At 71.3% G+C, this 15,312-nt stretch carries 16 protein-coding genes; 8 read left to right on the top strand and 8 right to left on the bottom strand.

Annotation, left to right across the window (positions count from 1 at the left end):
- Window positions 1–515 precede the first annotated feature (515 nt).
- Both AB0J71_RS19290 and AB0J71_RS19285 read right to left on the bottom strand, forming a co-directional pair.
- Window positions 516–1,634: a hypothetical protein gene (locus tag AB0J71_RS19290; protein WP_352328320.1), complete on the bottom strand. Its 1,119-nt coding sequence runs from the start codon at window positions 1,632–1,634 to the stop codon at window positions 516–518.
- A gap of 24 nt (window positions 1,635–1,658) precedes the next feature.
- Window positions 1,659–2,420 (bottom strand): CAP domain-containing protein, encoded by a 762-nt coding sequence (locus tag AB0J71_RS19285; protein ID WP_352328321.1) that lies wholly within the window; start codon window positions 2,418–2,420, stop codon window positions 1,659–1,661.
- A 322-nt stretch (window positions 2,421–2,742) separates the two neighbouring features.
- Between AB0J71_RS19285 and rplM the strand changes: the two genes are divergently transcribed.
- The 3 genes from rplM to glmM are packed head-to-tail and all read left to right on the top strand — an operon-like array spanning window position 2,743 to window position 5,085.
- Entirely contained in the window at window positions 2,743–3,186 is a 444-nt protein-coding gene (gene rplM, locus AB0J71_RS19280; RefSeq protein ID WP_352328322.1) for a 50S ribosomal protein L13, read from the top strand.
- Window positions 3,187–3,212: 26 nt separating this feature from the next.
- Window positions 3,213–3,734 carry a 30S ribosomal protein S9 gene (rpsI, locus tag AB0J71_RS19275; protein WP_125644639.1) on the top strand — a complete coding sequence of 174 codons (522 nt, stop codon included), beginning with the start codon at window positions 3,213–3,215 and terminating at the stop codon, window positions 3,732–3,734.
- 1 nt (window position 3,735) lies between these two features.
- The gene (gene glmM / locus AB0J71_RS19270; protein WP_364389329.1) at window positions 3,736–5,085 is read left to right on the top strand and encodes a phosphoglucosamine mutase; all 1,350 of its coding nucleotides are present in this window, start codon (window positions 3,736–3,738) and stop codon (window positions 5,083–5,085) included.
- Window positions 5,086–5,128: 43 nt separating this feature from the next.
- Here glmM and AB0J71_RS19265 read toward each other — a convergent pair whose 3' ends face one another.
- Genes AB0J71_RS19265 through AB0J71_RS19245 form a run of 5 tightly spaced genes read right to left on the bottom strand, consistent with a single transcriptional unit; the run spans window position 5,129 to window position 9,479 of the window.
- The gene (locus AB0J71_RS19265) at window positions 5,129–5,845 is read right to left on the bottom strand and encodes an ABC transporter permease subunit (protein ID WP_352318650.1); all 717 of its coding nucleotides are present in this window, start codon (window positions 5,843–5,845) and stop codon (window positions 5,129–5,131) included.
- On the bottom strand, window positions 5,846–6,760 hold the full coding sequence (locus AB0J71_RS19260; protein ID WP_364415233.1) for an ABC transporter ATP-binding protein: 915 nt from the start codon (window positions 6,758–6,760) through the stop codon (window positions 5,846–5,848).
- The gene (locus AB0J71_RS19255) at window positions 6,757–7,611 is read right to left on the bottom strand and encodes an ABC transporter permease (protein ID WP_352318653.1); all 855 of its coding nucleotides are present in this window, start codon (window positions 7,609–7,611) and stop codon (window positions 6,757–6,759) included. Before AB0J71_RS19255 ends, AB0J71_RS19260 begins: the two co-directional genes overlap by 4 nt.
- Window positions 7,604–8,512 carry an ABC transporter ATP-binding protein gene (locus AB0J71_RS19250; RefSeq protein ID WP_352318655.1) on the bottom strand — a complete coding sequence of 303 codons (909 nt, stop codon included), beginning with the start codon at window positions 8,510–8,512 and terminating at the stop codon, window positions 7,604–7,606. The genes AB0J71_RS19255 and AB0J71_RS19250 overlap by 8 nt, the downstream gene beginning before the upstream one ends.
- A gap of 40 nt (window positions 8,513–8,552) precedes the next feature.
- Window positions 8,553–9,479 (bottom strand): DUF389 domain-containing protein, encoded by a 927-nt coding sequence (locus tag AB0J71_RS19245; RefSeq protein WP_352318656.1) that lies wholly within the window; start codon window positions 9,477–9,479, stop codon window positions 8,553–8,555.
- 63 nt (window positions 9,480–9,542) lie between these two features.
- On the opposite strand from AB0J71_RS19245, the gene AB0J71_RS19240 reads away from it, so the two are divergent.
- On the top strand, window positions 9,543–9,677 hold the full coding sequence (locus AB0J71_RS19240; protein WP_352318657.1) for a hypothetical protein: 135 nt from the start codon (window positions 9,543–9,545) through the stop codon (window positions 9,675–9,677).
- Here the strand turns inward: AB0J71_RS19240 and coaA are convergent.
- The gene (gene coaA / locus AB0J71_RS19235) at window positions 9,649–10,551 is read right to left on the bottom strand and encodes a type I pantothenate kinase (RefSeq protein ID WP_352318785.1); all 903 of its coding nucleotides are present in this window, start codon (window positions 10,549–10,551) and stop codon (window positions 9,649–9,651) included. The two genes, AB0J71_RS19240 and coaA, sit on opposite strands and share 29 nt — an antisense overlap.
- A gap of 204 nt (window positions 10,552–10,755) precedes the next feature.
- Here coaA and AB0J71_RS19230 point away from each other — a divergent pair, with 204 nt between their 5' ends.
- From AB0J71_RS19230 to alr, 4 genes are all read left to right on the top strand, one after another.
- Complete coding sequence (locus AB0J71_RS19230; protein WP_352318659.1) at window positions 10,756–12,159, top strand: alkaline phosphatase PhoX; 1,404 nt, start codon at window positions 10,756–10,758, stop codon at window positions 12,157–12,159.
- 13 nt (window positions 12,160–12,172) lie between these two features.
- Window positions 12,173–12,523 (top strand): holo-ACP synthase, encoded by a 351-nt coding sequence (locus tag AB0J71_RS19225; RefSeq protein ID WP_352318661.1) that lies wholly within the window; start codon window positions 12,173–12,175, stop codon window positions 12,521–12,523.
- A 113-nt stretch (window positions 12,524–12,636) separates the two neighbouring features.
- A complete protein-coding gene (locus AB0J71_RS19220) occupies window positions 12,637–14,100 on the top strand; it encodes an NAD(P)H-hydrate dehydratase (RefSeq protein WP_364415232.1) in 1,464 nt (487 codons plus the stop codon).
- A gap of 61 nt (window positions 14,101–14,161) precedes the next feature.
- Window positions 14,162–15,310 (top strand): alanine racemase, encoded by a 1,149-nt coding sequence (gene alr / locus AB0J71_RS19215; RefSeq protein WP_352318787.1) that lies wholly within the window; start codon window positions 14,162–14,164, stop codon window positions 15,308–15,310.
- Window positions 15,311–15,312: the final 2 nt, after the last annotated feature.

Below are 15,312 nucleotides of genomic sequence, written 5' to 3'. Positions count from 1 at the left end.
CGGCGGCGGGGACAGGTGCTCCGTAAGGGGCGTGAGGCCCAGGGACGTTGAAGGAGCCGGAGGCTTCGGAGGGGCCGCCCGCTCGGGGGCCGGAGGTCTCGGGAAAGGCGCCGGCCCCGGAGGAGCTCGGGGGTGCGGGAGCGGTGGTGTCGGGGGCGTCGTCGGCGAACCAGTCGTAGGGGGCCGAGTCGTCGCCGGCCACCTCCCACGGCTGTACGCCGGTGGACGCCTCCGCGGGCTCCGGTGGAGTGCCACCTGGAACCCGCGCCTCGTCGCCGGTCGGTTCACCTGACGGAGAGAACGCCGACGGGACGCCGCTGCCGATGCGGCCGAAACTCGGCGGTGGCATCGGCGATGCGGTCGTACGGTCGGCTTCCCTGCGATCGTGCTCGGACCCGGGTTCCTGGCCACGCATAGGGCGAGCCTAGCGAGAGTAGCGAGATCGTTATGTCGGTATGGGGGTTCCCCGCGGGATCCGCCGTCCCCTTTGGGGGGTTATCGGGCAGGATGCCGGTTCAGCTGAGGGCGCTTCCCGTCATCGAACGGTTGTCCAGAGCCTTGAAGACGGTCGCGTCGCTGAGGTCCTTGATGGCTTCGAGGATGCGCTTCGATTCCTTCTTGTCCGGCTTGCTGCCGTCCTTGTTCTGGAACCACACCATGATCGCGTAGTGGCCGTGGGTCGAGATCTTGGCGCCGCCGCTGCCCGAGCCGAGCATCTTGGTGACGCTGTCCTTGCCGGCCAGCGGCTTGACGTAGTTGCTCGCGTCGCCGACCTTGGCCACCTTGCTGGCGGTGCCGCTCGTCTTGAGGTTGGCCACGCCGATCGTGCCGATCACCTTGCCGGACTTGTCGCGGAAGCTGGCCCGGAGGAGCTGGGTGCACTTGCCCGACTTGAGCGCCTTCTGGAGCTTGTCGCCCAGGGCGCCGTCGGTGCACTTCTTGTCCTTGCTGGTGACCGTCATCTCGTACGAGCGCCCCGAGACGTTGATCTTCTTGGTCGAGCCGAAGATCTCCTTGACCGTGATCGGGTCGGGGTCGGTCTTGCGCTCGGCCGCGAAGCCGTACTTGCCGGGCGGGGCCGAGGGGAGCGGCGCGGAGGTCCTGGTGGGGGCGCCGGCGGCGGCGGTGCTGGGACCGTCGGCGTTCCACATCAGCGCCAGGCCGCCGCCGAGCAGGCCCAGCAGCAGGACGCCGCCGATCGCGAACCACAGCGGGGCGCGCGAGCGCCGGCCCTCGTCGTAGGGGCTCCAGCCGACCCGGCTCTGCTGCGGCTGCGGCGACTGCTCGGACTGCCCCGCCTGCCCTGACTGTCCCGGCTGTCCCGACTGCGTCGACTGCTCGGACTGCGACGAATACGGCGGCTGGCCGAACGATCCCGACTGGCCGGACGACCCCGACTGGCCGAACGATCCGGACTGACCGAACGGCCCCGGCTGGCCGGGCTGCTCGGGCGGCAGGAACTGGCCGGTGCGGCCGGACTGCGGCGGCTGCGAAGGCCCGGGGAAAGGGGACTGCGAGGACGGCGGCGGCGGGAACGGAGACTGCTGAGTGGTCTCGCTCTCGGCGGCGCGCTCCCTGCGCGAACGGCGGGGACCGCTGTCCGTGCCACGTTCCTCATTGCCGTTGGAAACCATGCGGAGACATTACCGTGATGTTCGTCATTGAGTTCCGAAGTCCTGGGTCCACCATGGGCCGTCCGGTCCGGCGGCGACGCCGACGCCGATGGCCTTGAGGGTGCAGTCCAGGATGTTCCTGCGGTGGTCGCGGCTGTCCAGCCAGCCGCGTACGGCCTGCTCGGGCGTGCTGTAGCCGTTGCCGATGTTCTCGGCGGCGCCCCAGTGGTAGCCGGCGCGGTCCATGCGGTCCCAGGGTGAGGCGCCGTCGGGGGAGTTGTGGGCGAGCTGCCCGGTGCGCGCCATCTCCAGCGAGTGCTCGCGCGCCGAGCGTCCCAGCCTGCCGTCCACCCGCAGCGGCCCGCAGCCGTGCTCGGCGCGGGCGGCGTTGGTGAGCGTGACGACCCGGGCGGCCATGCCGGGGATCACCTTGGCCTGGTCGCCGCCGCCGGTGAACACCTGGGTGGGGTCGTCGTCGGCGTCGAAGCCGGCGATCTGCCCCTCGGGGGTCCTGGCTGGCCTGGGGGTGGACCTGCCGCGCGGCGTCCTGACCGTGCTGGCCTGGCGCGGGATGCGGTCCAGCTCGGGCTGGGCCTTCTGGCCGGCGGTGGGGGCGGGACGCGCGGTGGCCGCGGCCGGCGGGGCGGTCTCGTTGAGGTAGATGTGGGCGGTGGGCTCGACGTCGTCGGACAGCCGGCCGAGCAGCACCCCGGTGAACAGCGCGGCCATCAGGCAGGCCAGCACGCCCAGGCTGTTCCGGCGCCGCGCGCCCCGCTGGGTTTGCCGGGTGTGAGAGTTCCGCCACATACCGCAGCTAACGATAGAGATGTCGGGTACTGCGAAAGAAGGGATCCCAGGGAAACGAAATGGAACCGTTCTGCTGTCAGGTAGACTCGTGCAGGGTTACCGGTCTTTTGACCTGCGCGCCTGTAGGCGGGTAACCTAATCGTTCGTTGTGTGCATAGGTCCAGCGTGACCGATGCGCGGCGCGTCCGGCGTCATCTCCCATCGTCAAGCCCATCGGGCTCGGGAGACGGAAGGTCCGGGCTGCCGTGTGCCCGCACCGACCGACCCATGTAGCTGTCGCATCCGACAGCGCCGAAGACGCGAGCAAAAGAAGGCTACGACCGTGCGCACGTACTCACCGAAGCCCGCCGACGTCCAGCGTCAGTGGTACGTCATCGACGCGACCGATGTCGTGCTGGGCCGGCTGGCCAGCCACGTCGCGAACCTGCTCCGCGGCAAGCACAAGCCGATCTTCGCCAACCACGTCGACACCGGTGACTTCGTCATCGTCATCAACGCCGACAAGATTGCGCTGAGCGGTAACAAGCGTGAGCAGAAGAAGGCGTACCGTCACTCGGGCTACCCGGGCGGTCTGCGTTCCGTCACCTATGGCGAGCTCATGGACAAGCGGCCGGAGAAGGCCGTCGAGAAGGCCGTCAAGGGCATGCTGCCGAAGAACTCCCTCGGCCGGAAGATGGCCAAGAAGCTGAAGGTCTACGCGGGTTCCGACCACCCGCACCAGGCTCAGCAGCCGGTGCAGTTCCAGATCACCCAGATCGCCCAGTAGTAGTTCGAAAGAGTTAGAGGAGAACCGTGGCTGAGCCCACCGGTGTCGAGACGGTCGTCGAGACCGAGCTGGAGGAATTCTCCGGCGAGGACTTCCCGTCCGAGTACACCACCGAGTCCGCTGCCAGCGCTGACGCGCCCGTGCGCAAGCCCGTCACCACGGGTAACTCGTACGGCACCGGTCGCCGCAAGGAGGCGATCGCCCGCGTGCGCATCGTCCCCGGCACCGGCAAGTGGACGATCAACGGTCGTTCGCTGGACGTCTACTTCCCGAACAAGGTCCACCAGCAGATCGTCAACGAGCCCTTCGTGGTGCTCGGCGCCGAAGAGGCGTTCGACGTCATCGCGCGCATCGACGGCGGCGGCGTCACCGGCCAGGCCGGCGCGCTGCGCATGGGCCTGTCCCGCGCCCTGGCGATCCTGGACGTCGACGTCAACCGCCCGCCGCTGAAGAAGGCCGGCTTCCTCACCCGTGACGCCCGCGCCACGGAGCGGAAGAAGTACGGCCTCAAGAAGGCCCGCAAGGCTCCGCAGTACAGCAAGCGCTAAATTGGCGCGCCTTTTCGGCACCGACGGGGTCCGTGGGGTCGCTGGTCGCGACCTCACGGCCGAGCTCGCCATGGACCTGTCCGTGGCGGCCGCCCATGTACTCGGTGATGCGGGCGCGTTCGCGGCCACGGGACGTCGTCCCGTGGCCGTCGTGGGCCGGGACCCGCGAGCCTCCGGGGAGTTCCTGGAGGCCGCAGTGGTCGCCGGCCTCGCGGCGTCCGGAGTGGATGTGCTGCGCCTCGGCGTGCTGCCCACCCCGGCCGTCGCCCATCTCACCGCCGCGCTCGGCGCCGACCTCGGCGTCATGCTGTCCGCCTCGCACAACGCGGCGCCGGACAACGGCATCAAGTTCCTGGCCAGGGGCGGCTTCAAGCTGTCCGACGCGGTCGAGGACGAGATCGAGCGCCGGCTCGGTGAGAGCTGGTCCTTCCCCGTCGGTTCGGGGGTCGGCCGCGTGCGCGACGCGTACGGCGAGGCCGACCGCTACATCTCGCACGTCCTGACCACGATGACCGCCGCGCTCGACGGCCTGCACGTCGTGGTCGACTGCGCGCACGGCGCCGCCCACATGGTCGCGCCCGAGGCGCTGGTGCGGGCGGGCGCCCGGGTCGAGGCCATCGGCGCCAGACCCGACGGGCTCAACATCAACGCCGGGCACGGCTCCACCCACCTGGACAAGCTCCAGCAGGTGGTCGTGTCCAGGGGCGCCGATCTCGGCGTGGCCTACGACGGCGACGCCGACCGCTGCCTGGCGGTCGACCACACCGGCACGGTCGTCGACGGCGACCAGATCATGGCGGTGCTCGCCGCCGCCATGCACGGCGACGGCCTGCTGTCCAAGGACACCGTGGTCGCGACCGTCATGTCCAACCTGGGCTTCAAGCTGGCGATGCGCGAGGCCGGCATCACCGTGATCGAGACCGCGGTCGGCGACCGTTACGTCCTCGAACGCATGAAGTCCGACGGGTTCAACCTGGGCGGCGAGCAGTCCGGCCACGTCATCATGCTCGACCACGCCACCACGGGCGACGGCCTGCTCACCTCGCTGCACCTGCTGGGCGTGGTGGCCAAGTCGGGCGTCCCGCTGAAGGAGCTGGCCTCGGTGATGACCCCGCTGCCGCAGATCCTGATCAACGTCAAGGACGTCGACAAGGGCAAGGCGTCGGTGCCCGAGCTCATCGCCGCCGTGGCCGAGGCCGAGGCGGAGCTGGGGGAGACCGGCCGGGTGCTGATCCGGCCGAGCGGCACCGAGCCCATGATCCGGGTGATGGTGGAGGCCGCCTCCGAGGAGCACGCCAACCAGGTGGCCGGCCGCCTGGCCGACGTGGTCCGTACGGCCTGCGCCTCCTGACGCGCCTGGGCGGGTACGGCCTCGTGCCGTACCCGCCGGGCCGTTACTCGTCGCCGGTGAGGGCGAACACGCGCAGCCTGCGGCCGGCCCAGAAGACCGCGCCCACGGTCACGACGACCAGCGCCGGCACGGCGAAGCCGATCGCGACCTTCGACTCCAGGAACGGCGAGTCGGAGATCTGGTCGGCGATGGACGCGGCCCACGCCTGGATCGAGTACCTGCCCGCCGCCGGGATGAGGTTGACCACGGTGACCTCCCAGACGAGGGCGTAGATGACGCCGATCGTGACCGCGTGCTTGGTCACGACCCCGAGGACCAGGAAGAGCGCGGCGTAGGCGATGCCGGCGACCAGGGCGCCGAGGGCGAAGCCGGCCGCGATGCCGTCCTCGCCGCCCACCAGGATCCAGGCCGCCACGTACGTCGGCAGGGCCCCGAACACGGCCATGAGCGAGGCCGCCACCCCGAACTTGGTCAGGGCGATCACGGGCCTGGAGATGGGCTTGGACATCAGGTGGATGACGGTGCCGTCGTCGATCTCCGGCGCGATGACGCCCGTGCCCGCGATGACCCCCAGCAGGGGCAGCATGGCCTGGACGGCGAACTTCTGCATCAGGTCCACGGCCAGTTTCTGGTCGGCGCCGGTCGCCACGCGCAGCAGCACGGCCAGGGCGATCAGCGCCAGCGGGAGCAGCAGGAGCAGGATGATGCGGCGACGCCCGAGCAGTGAGCGGTACGTGATGCCCGCGACCACGGTGTTCATTCAGGTGCTCCTGTTGATCAGGTAGGCGAAGACGCTCTCCAGGTCCTCGTCGGCGGGGGAGACCTGGTGCAGGCGCACACCCTCGTCGCGGGCGACGCGCGGGAGCAGCCAGGCGAAGCGCCGCAACTCCGTCGCCTGGACCTCCAGGCCGTCGGGGCGCAGCGTGATGCCGCCGGCCGACTCGTCGCGGATCAGGGCCGCGGCGAGCTTCCTGTCGTCGCTGGAACGGATGACGAACAGGTGGGGCCTGTCGGTCATCAGGCGCCTGATCTCGCGGAAGTTGCCCGAGGCCGCGTGCCGGCCGGACACCAGGACCTCGATGTGCTGGGCGACCCGCTCGACCTCCTCCAGGATGTGCGAGCTGAACAGGATCGTCTTGCCCGCGGTGCCCATGGCGCGGATGAGGTCCATCAGGTGGAGGCGCTGGCGCGGGTCCATGCCGTTGAACGGCTCGTCGAGCAGCAGCACGGCCGGGTCGTGGACGAGGGCGGCGGCCACCTTGACCCGCTGGCGCATGCCCTTGGAGTACGTCTCCACCCGGCGGTCCTTCGGCTCCTCCATCTCGACCGTGGCCAGGGCCTTGCGGGCGGCCTCGACGGGGTCGGGGAGGCCGTGCAGGCGGGCGGCGGACAGGACGAACTGCCAGCCGGTGAGGAAGCCGTACACGCCCTCGCGTTCCGGGACCAGGCCGATATTTCGATAGATATGGTGGTTTTTCCAGACCTGGGTGCCGTCCAGTGTGACCGAGCCGCCGGACGGCGCCAGGAACCCGGCCATCATGTGCAGCAACGTCGACTTGCCCGCGCCGTTGGGGCCGAGCAGGCCGGTGACGCCGGGGCCGATCGTCATGGTCACGTCGTTGACCGCCACCACGTTGCCGTACCAGCGGGACACCTGGGAGAGCTCGATCTTCATCGCGAGGCCGCCTTCCTGTAGCGCAGCGCGAGAGCGGCCAGGCCGACGCCGATCAGCACCACGAGGATCGCCGCCGAGGCGGGACCGTTCGGGTACGGGCCGTCGGCGTGGGACGGAGTGCCGAACAGCCACGACTGCACGGAGTCGACCAGCCAGAACGGGTTCATCAACCAGGCCCAGGGAGCCGACGACTCGTTCCCGGTGCTGAGCATCGTGCCGTAGAGCAGCGGCACCGACGCCGAGGACAGCAGGTAGACCGTCATCACCGAGGCCACCCCGAGCCCGCGCCGCGGCGTGAACGAGGCGAGGGCCAGGCCGAACGCCGACAGCAGCAGCGCCAGCACCAGCGCCATGAGCAGCGCGCCGACGTACTCGCCGGTGGCGGGCGGCCCCGGCATGTCCACGACCAGCTCGCCGATCCACAGCAGCGTCAGCGGCCCGGCGACCAGCAGGAACAACGCGGCGGTCATCGCGATCACCTTGGCCGCCACGTACTGGAAGACCGAGATCGGCCGCGACAGGTACAGGGGCAGCACGCGGTGGCGCAGGTCGGGGGCGACGACCGTGGGGGCCTGGGAGGCCAGGAAGATGGCCACCACGGCCTGCATGAGCACCGCGAACCCGCTGTAGGGGATGCCGCGCTGCTTGGCCAGCGCCATGAGCGCGATCGACACCACCATCGGCAGCAGCATGATGACGACCAGCGCGAACGGCACGATCTTGCTGCGCGCCGGACGGCCGAGGCCGAAGATGCCGCGCAGGCTGTGGACGGTGAGCGCGCGGGTGGCGTACGCGCCGCCCATGCGGGGGCCGTCGTAGTGCCGGTAGCCGATGTCGTAGATCTCAGACATTGGCCGCCTCCTCCCTGAAGACGTCCTCGATGCGGTGGCGTCCCTGTTCGAGGCGGATCAGGCACAGGTCGAGGTCGACGGCGGCGTCGCGGACGGCGTCGTAGGTCTCGGGCCCGAGCACCTTGACCACCAGCAGGCGGCCCTGCTGGGAGACGGTCTGGCCGGTCTCGGTCAGGCGCCGGGCCAGGGGCTCCAGGCCGTCCTCGACCTCGACCGTGATCGTCTGGGTGGCCTGGGTGAACTCCGAGATCGCCGACGAGCGCAGCAGCCGGCCGCCGTCGATGACGATCACGTGGTCGCAGACGCGTTCCAGCTCGCCCAGCAGGTGGGAGGTGACCAGCACGCTGATGCCGAACTCGGTGCCGATGCGCCTGATCAGCGTCAGCATCTCGTCGCGGCCGCGCGGGTCGAGCCCGTTGGTGGGCTCGTCGAGGAAGACGAGCTTGGGGTCGTGCACGAGAGCCTGGGCCAGCTTGACCCGCTGCTTCATGCCGGTGGAGTAGCCGCCGATCGGGCGGTAGCGCTCTTCGGCCAGGCCCACGTGGCGCAGCACGTCGGCGGCGCGTTCGCGGGCGGCCGTGCGCGGCAGCCCGGAGATCCTGGCGAGGTGGACGACCAGCTCGGTCGCGGAGACGTCGGGAGGGAGGCATTCGTGCTCGGGCATGTAGCCGACGAGCCGGCGGATCTCGGCGCCCTGCGCGGTGACGTCGAGGTCGAGCACCCGCGCGGCGCCCTGGCTGGGCGGCAGCAGGCCGAGCAGCATCTTGATCAGTGTCGACTTGCCCGCGCCGTTCGCCCCCACCAGCCCGGTGACGCCGGATCCCACGGTCACCGTGAGCCCGTCGACCGCGGTGACGGTGGGGAAACGTTTGGTCAGCCCCTCGGTGGCGAGGATGTGCATGTGGCGGACCCTACCCGTCGCGGGGTGGGCCTGGCCTCGTTCACACGGATGAACGCTGTCCTACTTGAGGCCAGAATTTCCGCTGGACCAACAGCGTGGCGGTGCCCGAGATGACCATGCCGAGGATGTTCACCGCGAGCTGCGAGACCGACCCCGCGACCTCCGCCCAGTCGCCGAGCCCCAGCGCGACGGCGAGGTAGCCGGCCGCCGGGACGGTGGTGACCGAGATGAACACGCCGATCAGGGCCGAGGACTTGCCCGCCGTCACCGACAGGACGCCCGCCGCCCCCGCCAGCAGCGCCACGATGAACGACCACTTGTCCGGCTTGACGATGAACTGCACCTCCGCGTTCACCTTCAAATTGCCGAGGTCGATCCAGCCCAGCCAGTTGGAGACCAGCGCGCAGGCGAAGGTGATGGCGATGGCGACGGTGAAGCCGATGACCAGCGTCCGCAGAGCGGTGGTGATCAGGCGTCCGCGCCGGCCCAGCAGGCCGAAGCAGATCGCGGCGATCGCGCCGAACTCCGGGCCGAGCACCATCGCGCCGACGATCAGGATGGGCGAGTTCTGCAGCACGCCGATGCCCGCGAGCTGCGTCGCGATGGCCAGGAAGGCCAGGTAGGCCCAGGTGATGCGGGACTCGCTGGAGACCTTGTGGGCCAGCTCCTCCCACACCACCGCGTCGTCGGGGTCGCCGGGCGCCTCCTCGACCGCCGCCGTGGCGGCCCTGGACAACGACAGGTCCACCTGTTCGATGGCGATCGAGCCGACGTCCTCCACCCACTTGAGCCTGCTGATCACCTCGTTGGCCGCCTCGCGGGCGGCGTCGCAGAGGACGACGTCGCCCGCCGGCTCGCGGGCCGCCCCGGGCAGCACAATGACGTTGGTGACGCCCGTGCACCCCTGCAACAGCGCGACGGCCTCGTCGGTGCGGTCGGCGGGGGTGATCAGTCGCAGATGCAGCACTCCGCCATTGTCGTCCATCGGACATTGACGTCGTGTTGACCGCCGTACGCGAGGCTGCCTCACATGACTCGCTTCAGATGCCACGATCACGGTGAGGACTGCTGGTTCGCCGACATCGACGACCAGGAGTGCGCGGGCCGGTTCGCCGCCTACGTCTTCGACGAGGTGTTCAGGTCCGGCGAAGCCGTACCCGCCTGACCGCGTGGTCGGCGCCCTTCTGCAGGACGAGGTCGGCGCGTCCCCTGGTGGGGGCGATGTTCTCGACCAGGTTGCGCTCGTTGATGTCGCGCCAGACGTTGACCGCGAAGTCCGTGGCCTGCTCGTAGGTGAGCTCGGCGATGTACTTGAAGTAGGACTTCGGGTCCTCGAAGGCCGTGCGGCGCAGCTTGTGGAACCGTTCGACGTACCAGGTGCGGATGTCCTCGACCTTGGCGTCCACGTAGATGGAGAAGTCGAAGTAGTCGTTGACGGCCAGGGACGTGGGCGGGGCCGGCTGGAGCACGTTCAGCCCCTCGATGATCAAGATGTCTGGATTTTTCACGACCTGGCGGGCGCCGGGGACGATGTCGTACTCCAGATGGCTGTAGACCGGCGCGTACACCTCGGGCGCGCCCGCCTTGACCTCCGCCACGAACCTGACCAGCGCGCGCCGGTCGTAGCTCTCCGGGAAGCCCTTGCGCTGCATGATGCCCTTGGCCTCCAGCACCGCGTTGGGGTAGAGGAAGCTGTCGGTGGTGATCAGCTCCACGTGCGGGTGCTCGGGCCAGCGGGCCAGCAGGGTGTGCAGCAGCCGTGCCGTGGTCGACTTGCCGACCGCGACGCTCCCGGCGATGCCCAGGATGTACGGCACGCGCGCCCCCGCGTCGCCGAGGAAGGCGCTCAGCACGCTGCTGCGCTGCCTGGACCCGGTGAAGTGCAGGTTGAGCAGCCGGGTCAGGGGGAGATAGATGTCGGTGACCTCGGTGAGGTCGATGGGGTCATCGACGCCGCGCAGGTCTTCCAGCTCGTCTGCGGTGAGAGTCAAGGGCGTGTTCTTGCGGAGCTCGCTCCACTGCTCCCTGCTCAGTTCCACGTAGCCGTTGTTCACCTAGGCAGCGTAGCGATGGGGGACAAATGCGATCATGGGCGGGTACGGCGCGGGGTCGTCCACAGCCTGTGGACAAAAACGTGGGATTACCAAAGCATGATTCCGGGAAGAAAGACCGGTCCCGACGATCCGGGCGTGCCGGAACCGGCGGGCGGCTACTGTTCCGGACGTAGCCTCCCGGGAGGTCTTGTGGATCGCCGTCGCTTCCTCGCCAACGCCCTGGCCGTGGCCGGGCCCTTCGCCGGGGTCGCCTGCGCCGGGGCCAGGGGCGGCGTGCGGCCCGCCGTCGGCTACGGGCCGCTGCGACCGGTCGCCGACCTGCGCGACGGCAAGGTGCGCCTGCACCTCCCCGACGGTTTCCGGTACCGCTCGTTCAGCGCCGCGGGCGAGCGGTTCACCGACGGCTCCACCGTCCCGGGCAGGCACGACGGCATGGCGGCCTTCAGCGGCCCCGAGGGCAGCACGATCCTCGTCCGCAACCACGAGGTCACCGGCCCGGTCGGCGCGTTCGGCGACAAGGACACCGCCTACGACCCGGCCGCCGGCGGCGGCACCTCGACCCTGCACGTCACCCGCCACGGCGAGGTGATCAGCAGCGGTCCCTCGCTCAACGGCACCATGACCAACTGCTCCGGCGGCCCCATGCCGTGGCGGGCCTGGGTGAGCTGCGAGGAGACGGTCAACGGCCCCGACGTGGGCGACGACCCGTCCGGAAGCGACAACAGCAAGCTCAAGCGCAGGCACGGCTACCTGTTCGAGGTGCCGGTCGACGGGGTCGCGAGCGCGCGGCCGATCAGGTCGGCCGGCCGCTTCCCGCACGAGTCGGCCGCCTTCGACCCCGCCACCGGAGCCGTCTACCTCACCGAGGACAACTTCTCCTTCCCCTCCGGCTTCTACCGCTACCTGCCGCCCAAGCACCCGATGCGGGAGGGGCGGCTGCTCGACGGCGGCCGGCTGCAGATGCTCGCCGTCGTCGGCGCCGACCGCGCCGACCTGTCGCGCGGGCAGCGGGCGGGAGCCTCCTACGCCACGCGCTGGGTGCACATCGACGAGCCCGACCCCCGCTTCACCGGCAGGCCGCCCTACGAGGAGGCCGTCCAGGCGGTGGGCCGGCAGGGGCGCGCGGGCGGCGCGGCGATCTTCGCCAGGCTGGAGGGCGCGGTCTTCCACCAGGGCGTGGTGTACTTCGTCTCCACCCAGGGCGGGGCCACCGCGCCGGGCGACCGGCCGCCTCCCGGGTTCGGCGACGGGCGGGGCCAGGTGTGGGCGTACGAGACGTGGAGCGGGCGGCTGCGGCTGGTCTACGAGTCGCCGCGCTCGTCGGCGCTCGACCTGCCCGACAACGTGACCGTCAGCCGGCGCGGCACGCTGGTGCTCTGCGAGGACGGCGACGGCGACAACTTCCTGCGCGGCCTCACCAGGACGGGCGAGATCTTCGACTTCTGCCGCCTCCAGCCGATCCCCGGCGATCCGGGCGCCGAGTTCGCCGGCTCGACGTTCGGGCCGGGCGGCCGGACGCTCTATGTCAACGTCCAGGCCGTCCAGGGGCGGTCGTTCGCCATCTGGGGGCCGTGGGAGCGCGGCCTGTTCTGAGTAGCCTGGGACGATGATCCTGGGTATCGGAGTGGACATCGTCGACATCGCCCGCTTCGAGGCGGCTCTCGAACGTACACCGCAGCTGCGCGAGCGGCTGTTCACCGACCTCGAACGGCCGCTGCCGGCGCACTCGCTGGCCGCCAGGTTCGCCGCCAAGGAGGCCGTGGCCAAGGCGCTCGGCGCGCCCAGGGGGCTCGGGCACCTGGAGGCCGAGGTGCGCTGCGACGAGCTGGGCAAGCCCGAGCTGCACGTGTCGGGCAAGGTCGCCGAGGTGGCCTACGGCCTCGGGGTCAAGCGCTGGCACCTGTCGCTCAGCCATGACGGGGGCGTCGCCGTGGCCTACGTGATCGCGGAGGGATAGTTTCGGATCATGCGCGCGCGGCGGCGCCGTCGCGTGGAGCGGCAGCTGGAGCGGAGCGACCGGAGCGGGGGAAGGCGGCATATGGCGACCGAGCAGCCGAACGGAGTGAGGCCATGAAGACCGCCTACACCGCCGACCAGATCCGGGACGCCGAGCGCACGCTGATGGCGCGCCTGCCCGCGGGCGCCCTCATGCAGCGGGCCGCCCACGGCCTCGCCGCCGTCTGCGCCGACCTGCTGGGCCGGGTCTACGGCGCCCGCGTCGTGCTGCTGGTCGGCAGCGGCGACAACGGCGGCGACGCCCTCTACGCCGGCGAGCGCCTGGCCCGCCGGGGAGCCAGGGTCGAGGCGGTCCTGGCCGGCGCCAGGACGCACGAGGGCGGCCTGCGCGCCTTCCTCGACGCGGGAGGCCGCGTGGCCGGCCCCTCAGCCGTCCAGGACGTCCACGACGCCGACCTGATCGTGGACGGGCTGGTCGGCATCGGGGCCACGGGGGCGCTGCGCGAGCCGTACGCCCGGCTGGCCGAGGAGGCGAACGCGGCCCACGGCACGATCGTCGCGGTCGACGTGCCGAGCGGCGTCGAGGCGAGCACCGGGCGGGTCGCGGGCGCGGCGGTGCGGGCGCGGGTGACGGTGACGATGGGGGCGTACAAGACGGGGCTGCTGGTCGATCCGGGCGCCGCGCACACGGGCCGGGTCGAGCTGGTGGACATCGGGCTCGGCCCCTTCCTGCCCGACCCCGACGTCGCGGCGCTGACCCGGGCGGACGTGGAGGACCTGCTGCCCAGGCCCGGCAACGAGTCCGACAAATACCGCAGGGGCGTGCTCGGGGTGGCCGCGGGCAGCGACCAGTACACCGGCGCGGCCGTGCTGGCCGTGGGCGGAGCGCTGCGGGCGGGCGCGGGCCTGGTCCGCTACGCGGGCACCCACGAGCCGGTCCAGCAGGTGCGCGCCCACTGGCCGGAAGCGGTGATCACGCCGCTCGACCGGCCGTCCGTCGAGGACGTGGGCCGCGTCCAGGCGTGGCTGCTCGGGCCGGGGCTCGGCACCGGCGACTGGGCGCACGAGCTGGCCGCCCGCGTGCTGGCCTCGGACGTCCCGGTGCTGATCGACGCCGACGGGCTCTCGCTGGTGGCCCGCGACCGGTCGTTGCTGCGCAGGCGGGCGCCCGTGCTGATCACGCCGCACGCGGGCGAGCTGTCGCGGCTGATCGGCGTGAGCCGCGACGACATCGAGGCCGCCCGGCTGGAGCACGCCCGCCGCGCCGCGGCCGAGCTGGGCGTGACCGTGCTGCTCAAGGGCTCGACCACGGTGGTGGCCGAGGAGGCCAGGCCGGTCCGCGTCAACGAGACCGGCACGTCGTGGCTGGCCACCGGGGGCACCGGCGACGTGTTGTCGGGCGTGGCGGGCGCGCTGCTGGCCCAGGGGCTGTGCTGTTACGACGCGGGCTCGGCCGGCGCGTACGTGCACGGGCTGGCCGGCCGGCTGGCCGCCCGCGGCGCCCCGCTCACCGCGGCCGGGGTGGCGGCGGCCGTCCCGGAGGCCATCCGGTCCGTCCACGGCGAACCTCGTCCCTGAGCGGTGCGAACCGCGCTCGACCACCCGTCTGAGCTGCCACACTGGAGAGATGTACTCCTCGATGGCCACCCCCGCCGAGGCGCGGGTCGACCTGTCCGCCATCCGGCACAACGTGGCCCTGCTCAAGGAGCGGGCGGGCGGCGCCGAGTTGATGGGGGCCGTCAAGGCCGACGCCTACGGCCACGGGCTGGTCCCCTCGGCCAGGGCCGTCCTCGAGGGCGGCGCGTCCAGGCTGGGCACGGCCTTCGTCGCCGAGGCGCTGGCGCTGCGCGAGGGCGGCGTCACCGCGCCCGTCCTGGCCTGGCTGATCACCCCCGGCGAGCCTCTCGACCGGGCCGTGGCCCAGGACATCGAGCTGTCGGCCGCCCACGAGGGCCTGCTCGACGAGATCGCGGCCGCCGCCCGCCGCGTGGGCCGTCCGGCCAAGCTGCACCTGGAGGCCGACACCGGCATGAGCAGGGGCGGCGCGCCGCTGGCCGCCTGGCCGGGCCTGCTGAGCAGGGCGCTCGAGCTGCGGGCGGAGGGCGTCGTCGAGATCGTCGGCCTGTGGTCCCACTTCGCCTGCGCCGACCTGCCCGGCCATCCGTCGGTCGATCAGCAGCTGGAGGCGTTCGAGAGCGCGCTGAAGCAGGCCGAGCAGGCGGGCGCCGCCGGGTCGTCGGTGATCAGGCACCTGGCCAACTCGGCCGCCGTGCTGACCCTGCCGGCCGCCCGCTTCGACCTGGTCAGGACGGGCATCGCCATGTACGGGCTGAGCCCCGTCCCCGAGCTGGGCGACTTCGGGCTGCGTCCGGCCATGACCCTGACGGCCAGGATCGCGCTCGTCAAGCGCGTCCCTCAGGAGTCGGGCGTCTCCTACGGTCACCTCTACGTCACCGACCACGAGACCACCCTCGGCCTCGTGCCGCTCGGCTACGCCGACGGCATACTCCGGCACGCGTCGGGAAGAGCCGAGGTGCTGGCGGGCGGGCGCCGCCGGAAAGTGGCGGGCCGGGTGTGCATGGACCAGTTCGTGATCGACGTCGGCGACGACCCCTTGTCGCCGGGCGACGAGGTGGTCCTGTTCGGTCCCGGCGACGGGGGCGAGCCGACTGCCCAGGAATGGGCGGATACCCTCGGCACGATCACGCATGAGATCGTGACCAGGATCGGTTCCCGGGTGCCGCGGGTCCACCAGCATGTGACGGCGGGCACTCCGGAGCGGCCATGAGC

The organism is Nonomuraea sp. NPDC049637 (assembly GCF_040675235.1).
Taxonomy (GTDB): Bacteria; Actinomycetota; Actinomycetes; order Streptosporangiales; family Streptosporangiaceae; genus Nonomuraea.
The sequence above is the reverse complement of the archived record's forward strand: the minus strand, read 5'-3'. Positions and strand labels throughout refer to the sequence as shown.

Excerpts from the sequence above, each read along its gene's own strand:
- AB0J71_RS19290 (WP_352328320.1), bottom strand. The coding sequence starts at position 1,634 with ATGGTTTCCAACGGCAATGAGGAACGTGGCACGGACAGCGGTCCCCGC.
- AB0J71_RS19285 (WP_352328321.1), bottom strand. The coding sequence starts at position 2,420 with ATGTGGCGGAACTCTCACACCCGGCAAACCCAGCGGGGCGCGCGGCGC.
- AB0J71_RS19265 (WP_352318650.1), bottom strand. The coding sequence starts at position 5,845 with ATGAACACCGTGGTCGCGGGCATCACGTACCGCTCACTGCTCGGGCGT.
- AB0J71_RS19260 (WP_364415233.1), bottom strand. The coding sequence starts at position 6,760 with ATGAAGATCGAGCTCTCCCAGGTGTCCCGCTGGTACGGCAACGTGGTG.
- AB0J71_RS19255 (WP_352318653.1), bottom strand. The coding sequence starts at position 7,611 with ATGTCTGAGATCTACGACATCGGCTACCGGCACTACGACGGCCCCCGC.
- AB0J71_RS19250 (WP_352318655.1), bottom strand. The coding sequence starts at position 8,512 with ATGCACATCCTCGCCACCGAGGGGCTGACCAAACGTTTCCCCACCGTC.
- AB0J71_RS19240 (WP_352318657.1), top strand. The coding sequence starts at position 9,543 with ATGACTCGCTTCAGATGCCACGATCACGGTGAGGACTGCTGGTTCGCC.
- AB0J71_RS19225 (WP_352318661.1), top strand. The coding sequence starts at position 12,173 with ATGATCCTGGGTATCGGAGTGGACATCGTCGACATCGCCCGCTTCGAG.
- AB0J71_RS19220 (WP_364415232.1), top strand. The coding sequence starts at position 12,637 with ATGAAGACCGCCTACACCGCCGACCAGATCCGGGACGCCGAGCGCACG.
- alr (WP_352318787.1), top strand. The coding sequence starts at position 14,162 with ATGGCCACCCCCGCCGAGGCGCGGGTCGACCTGTCCGCCATCCGGCAC.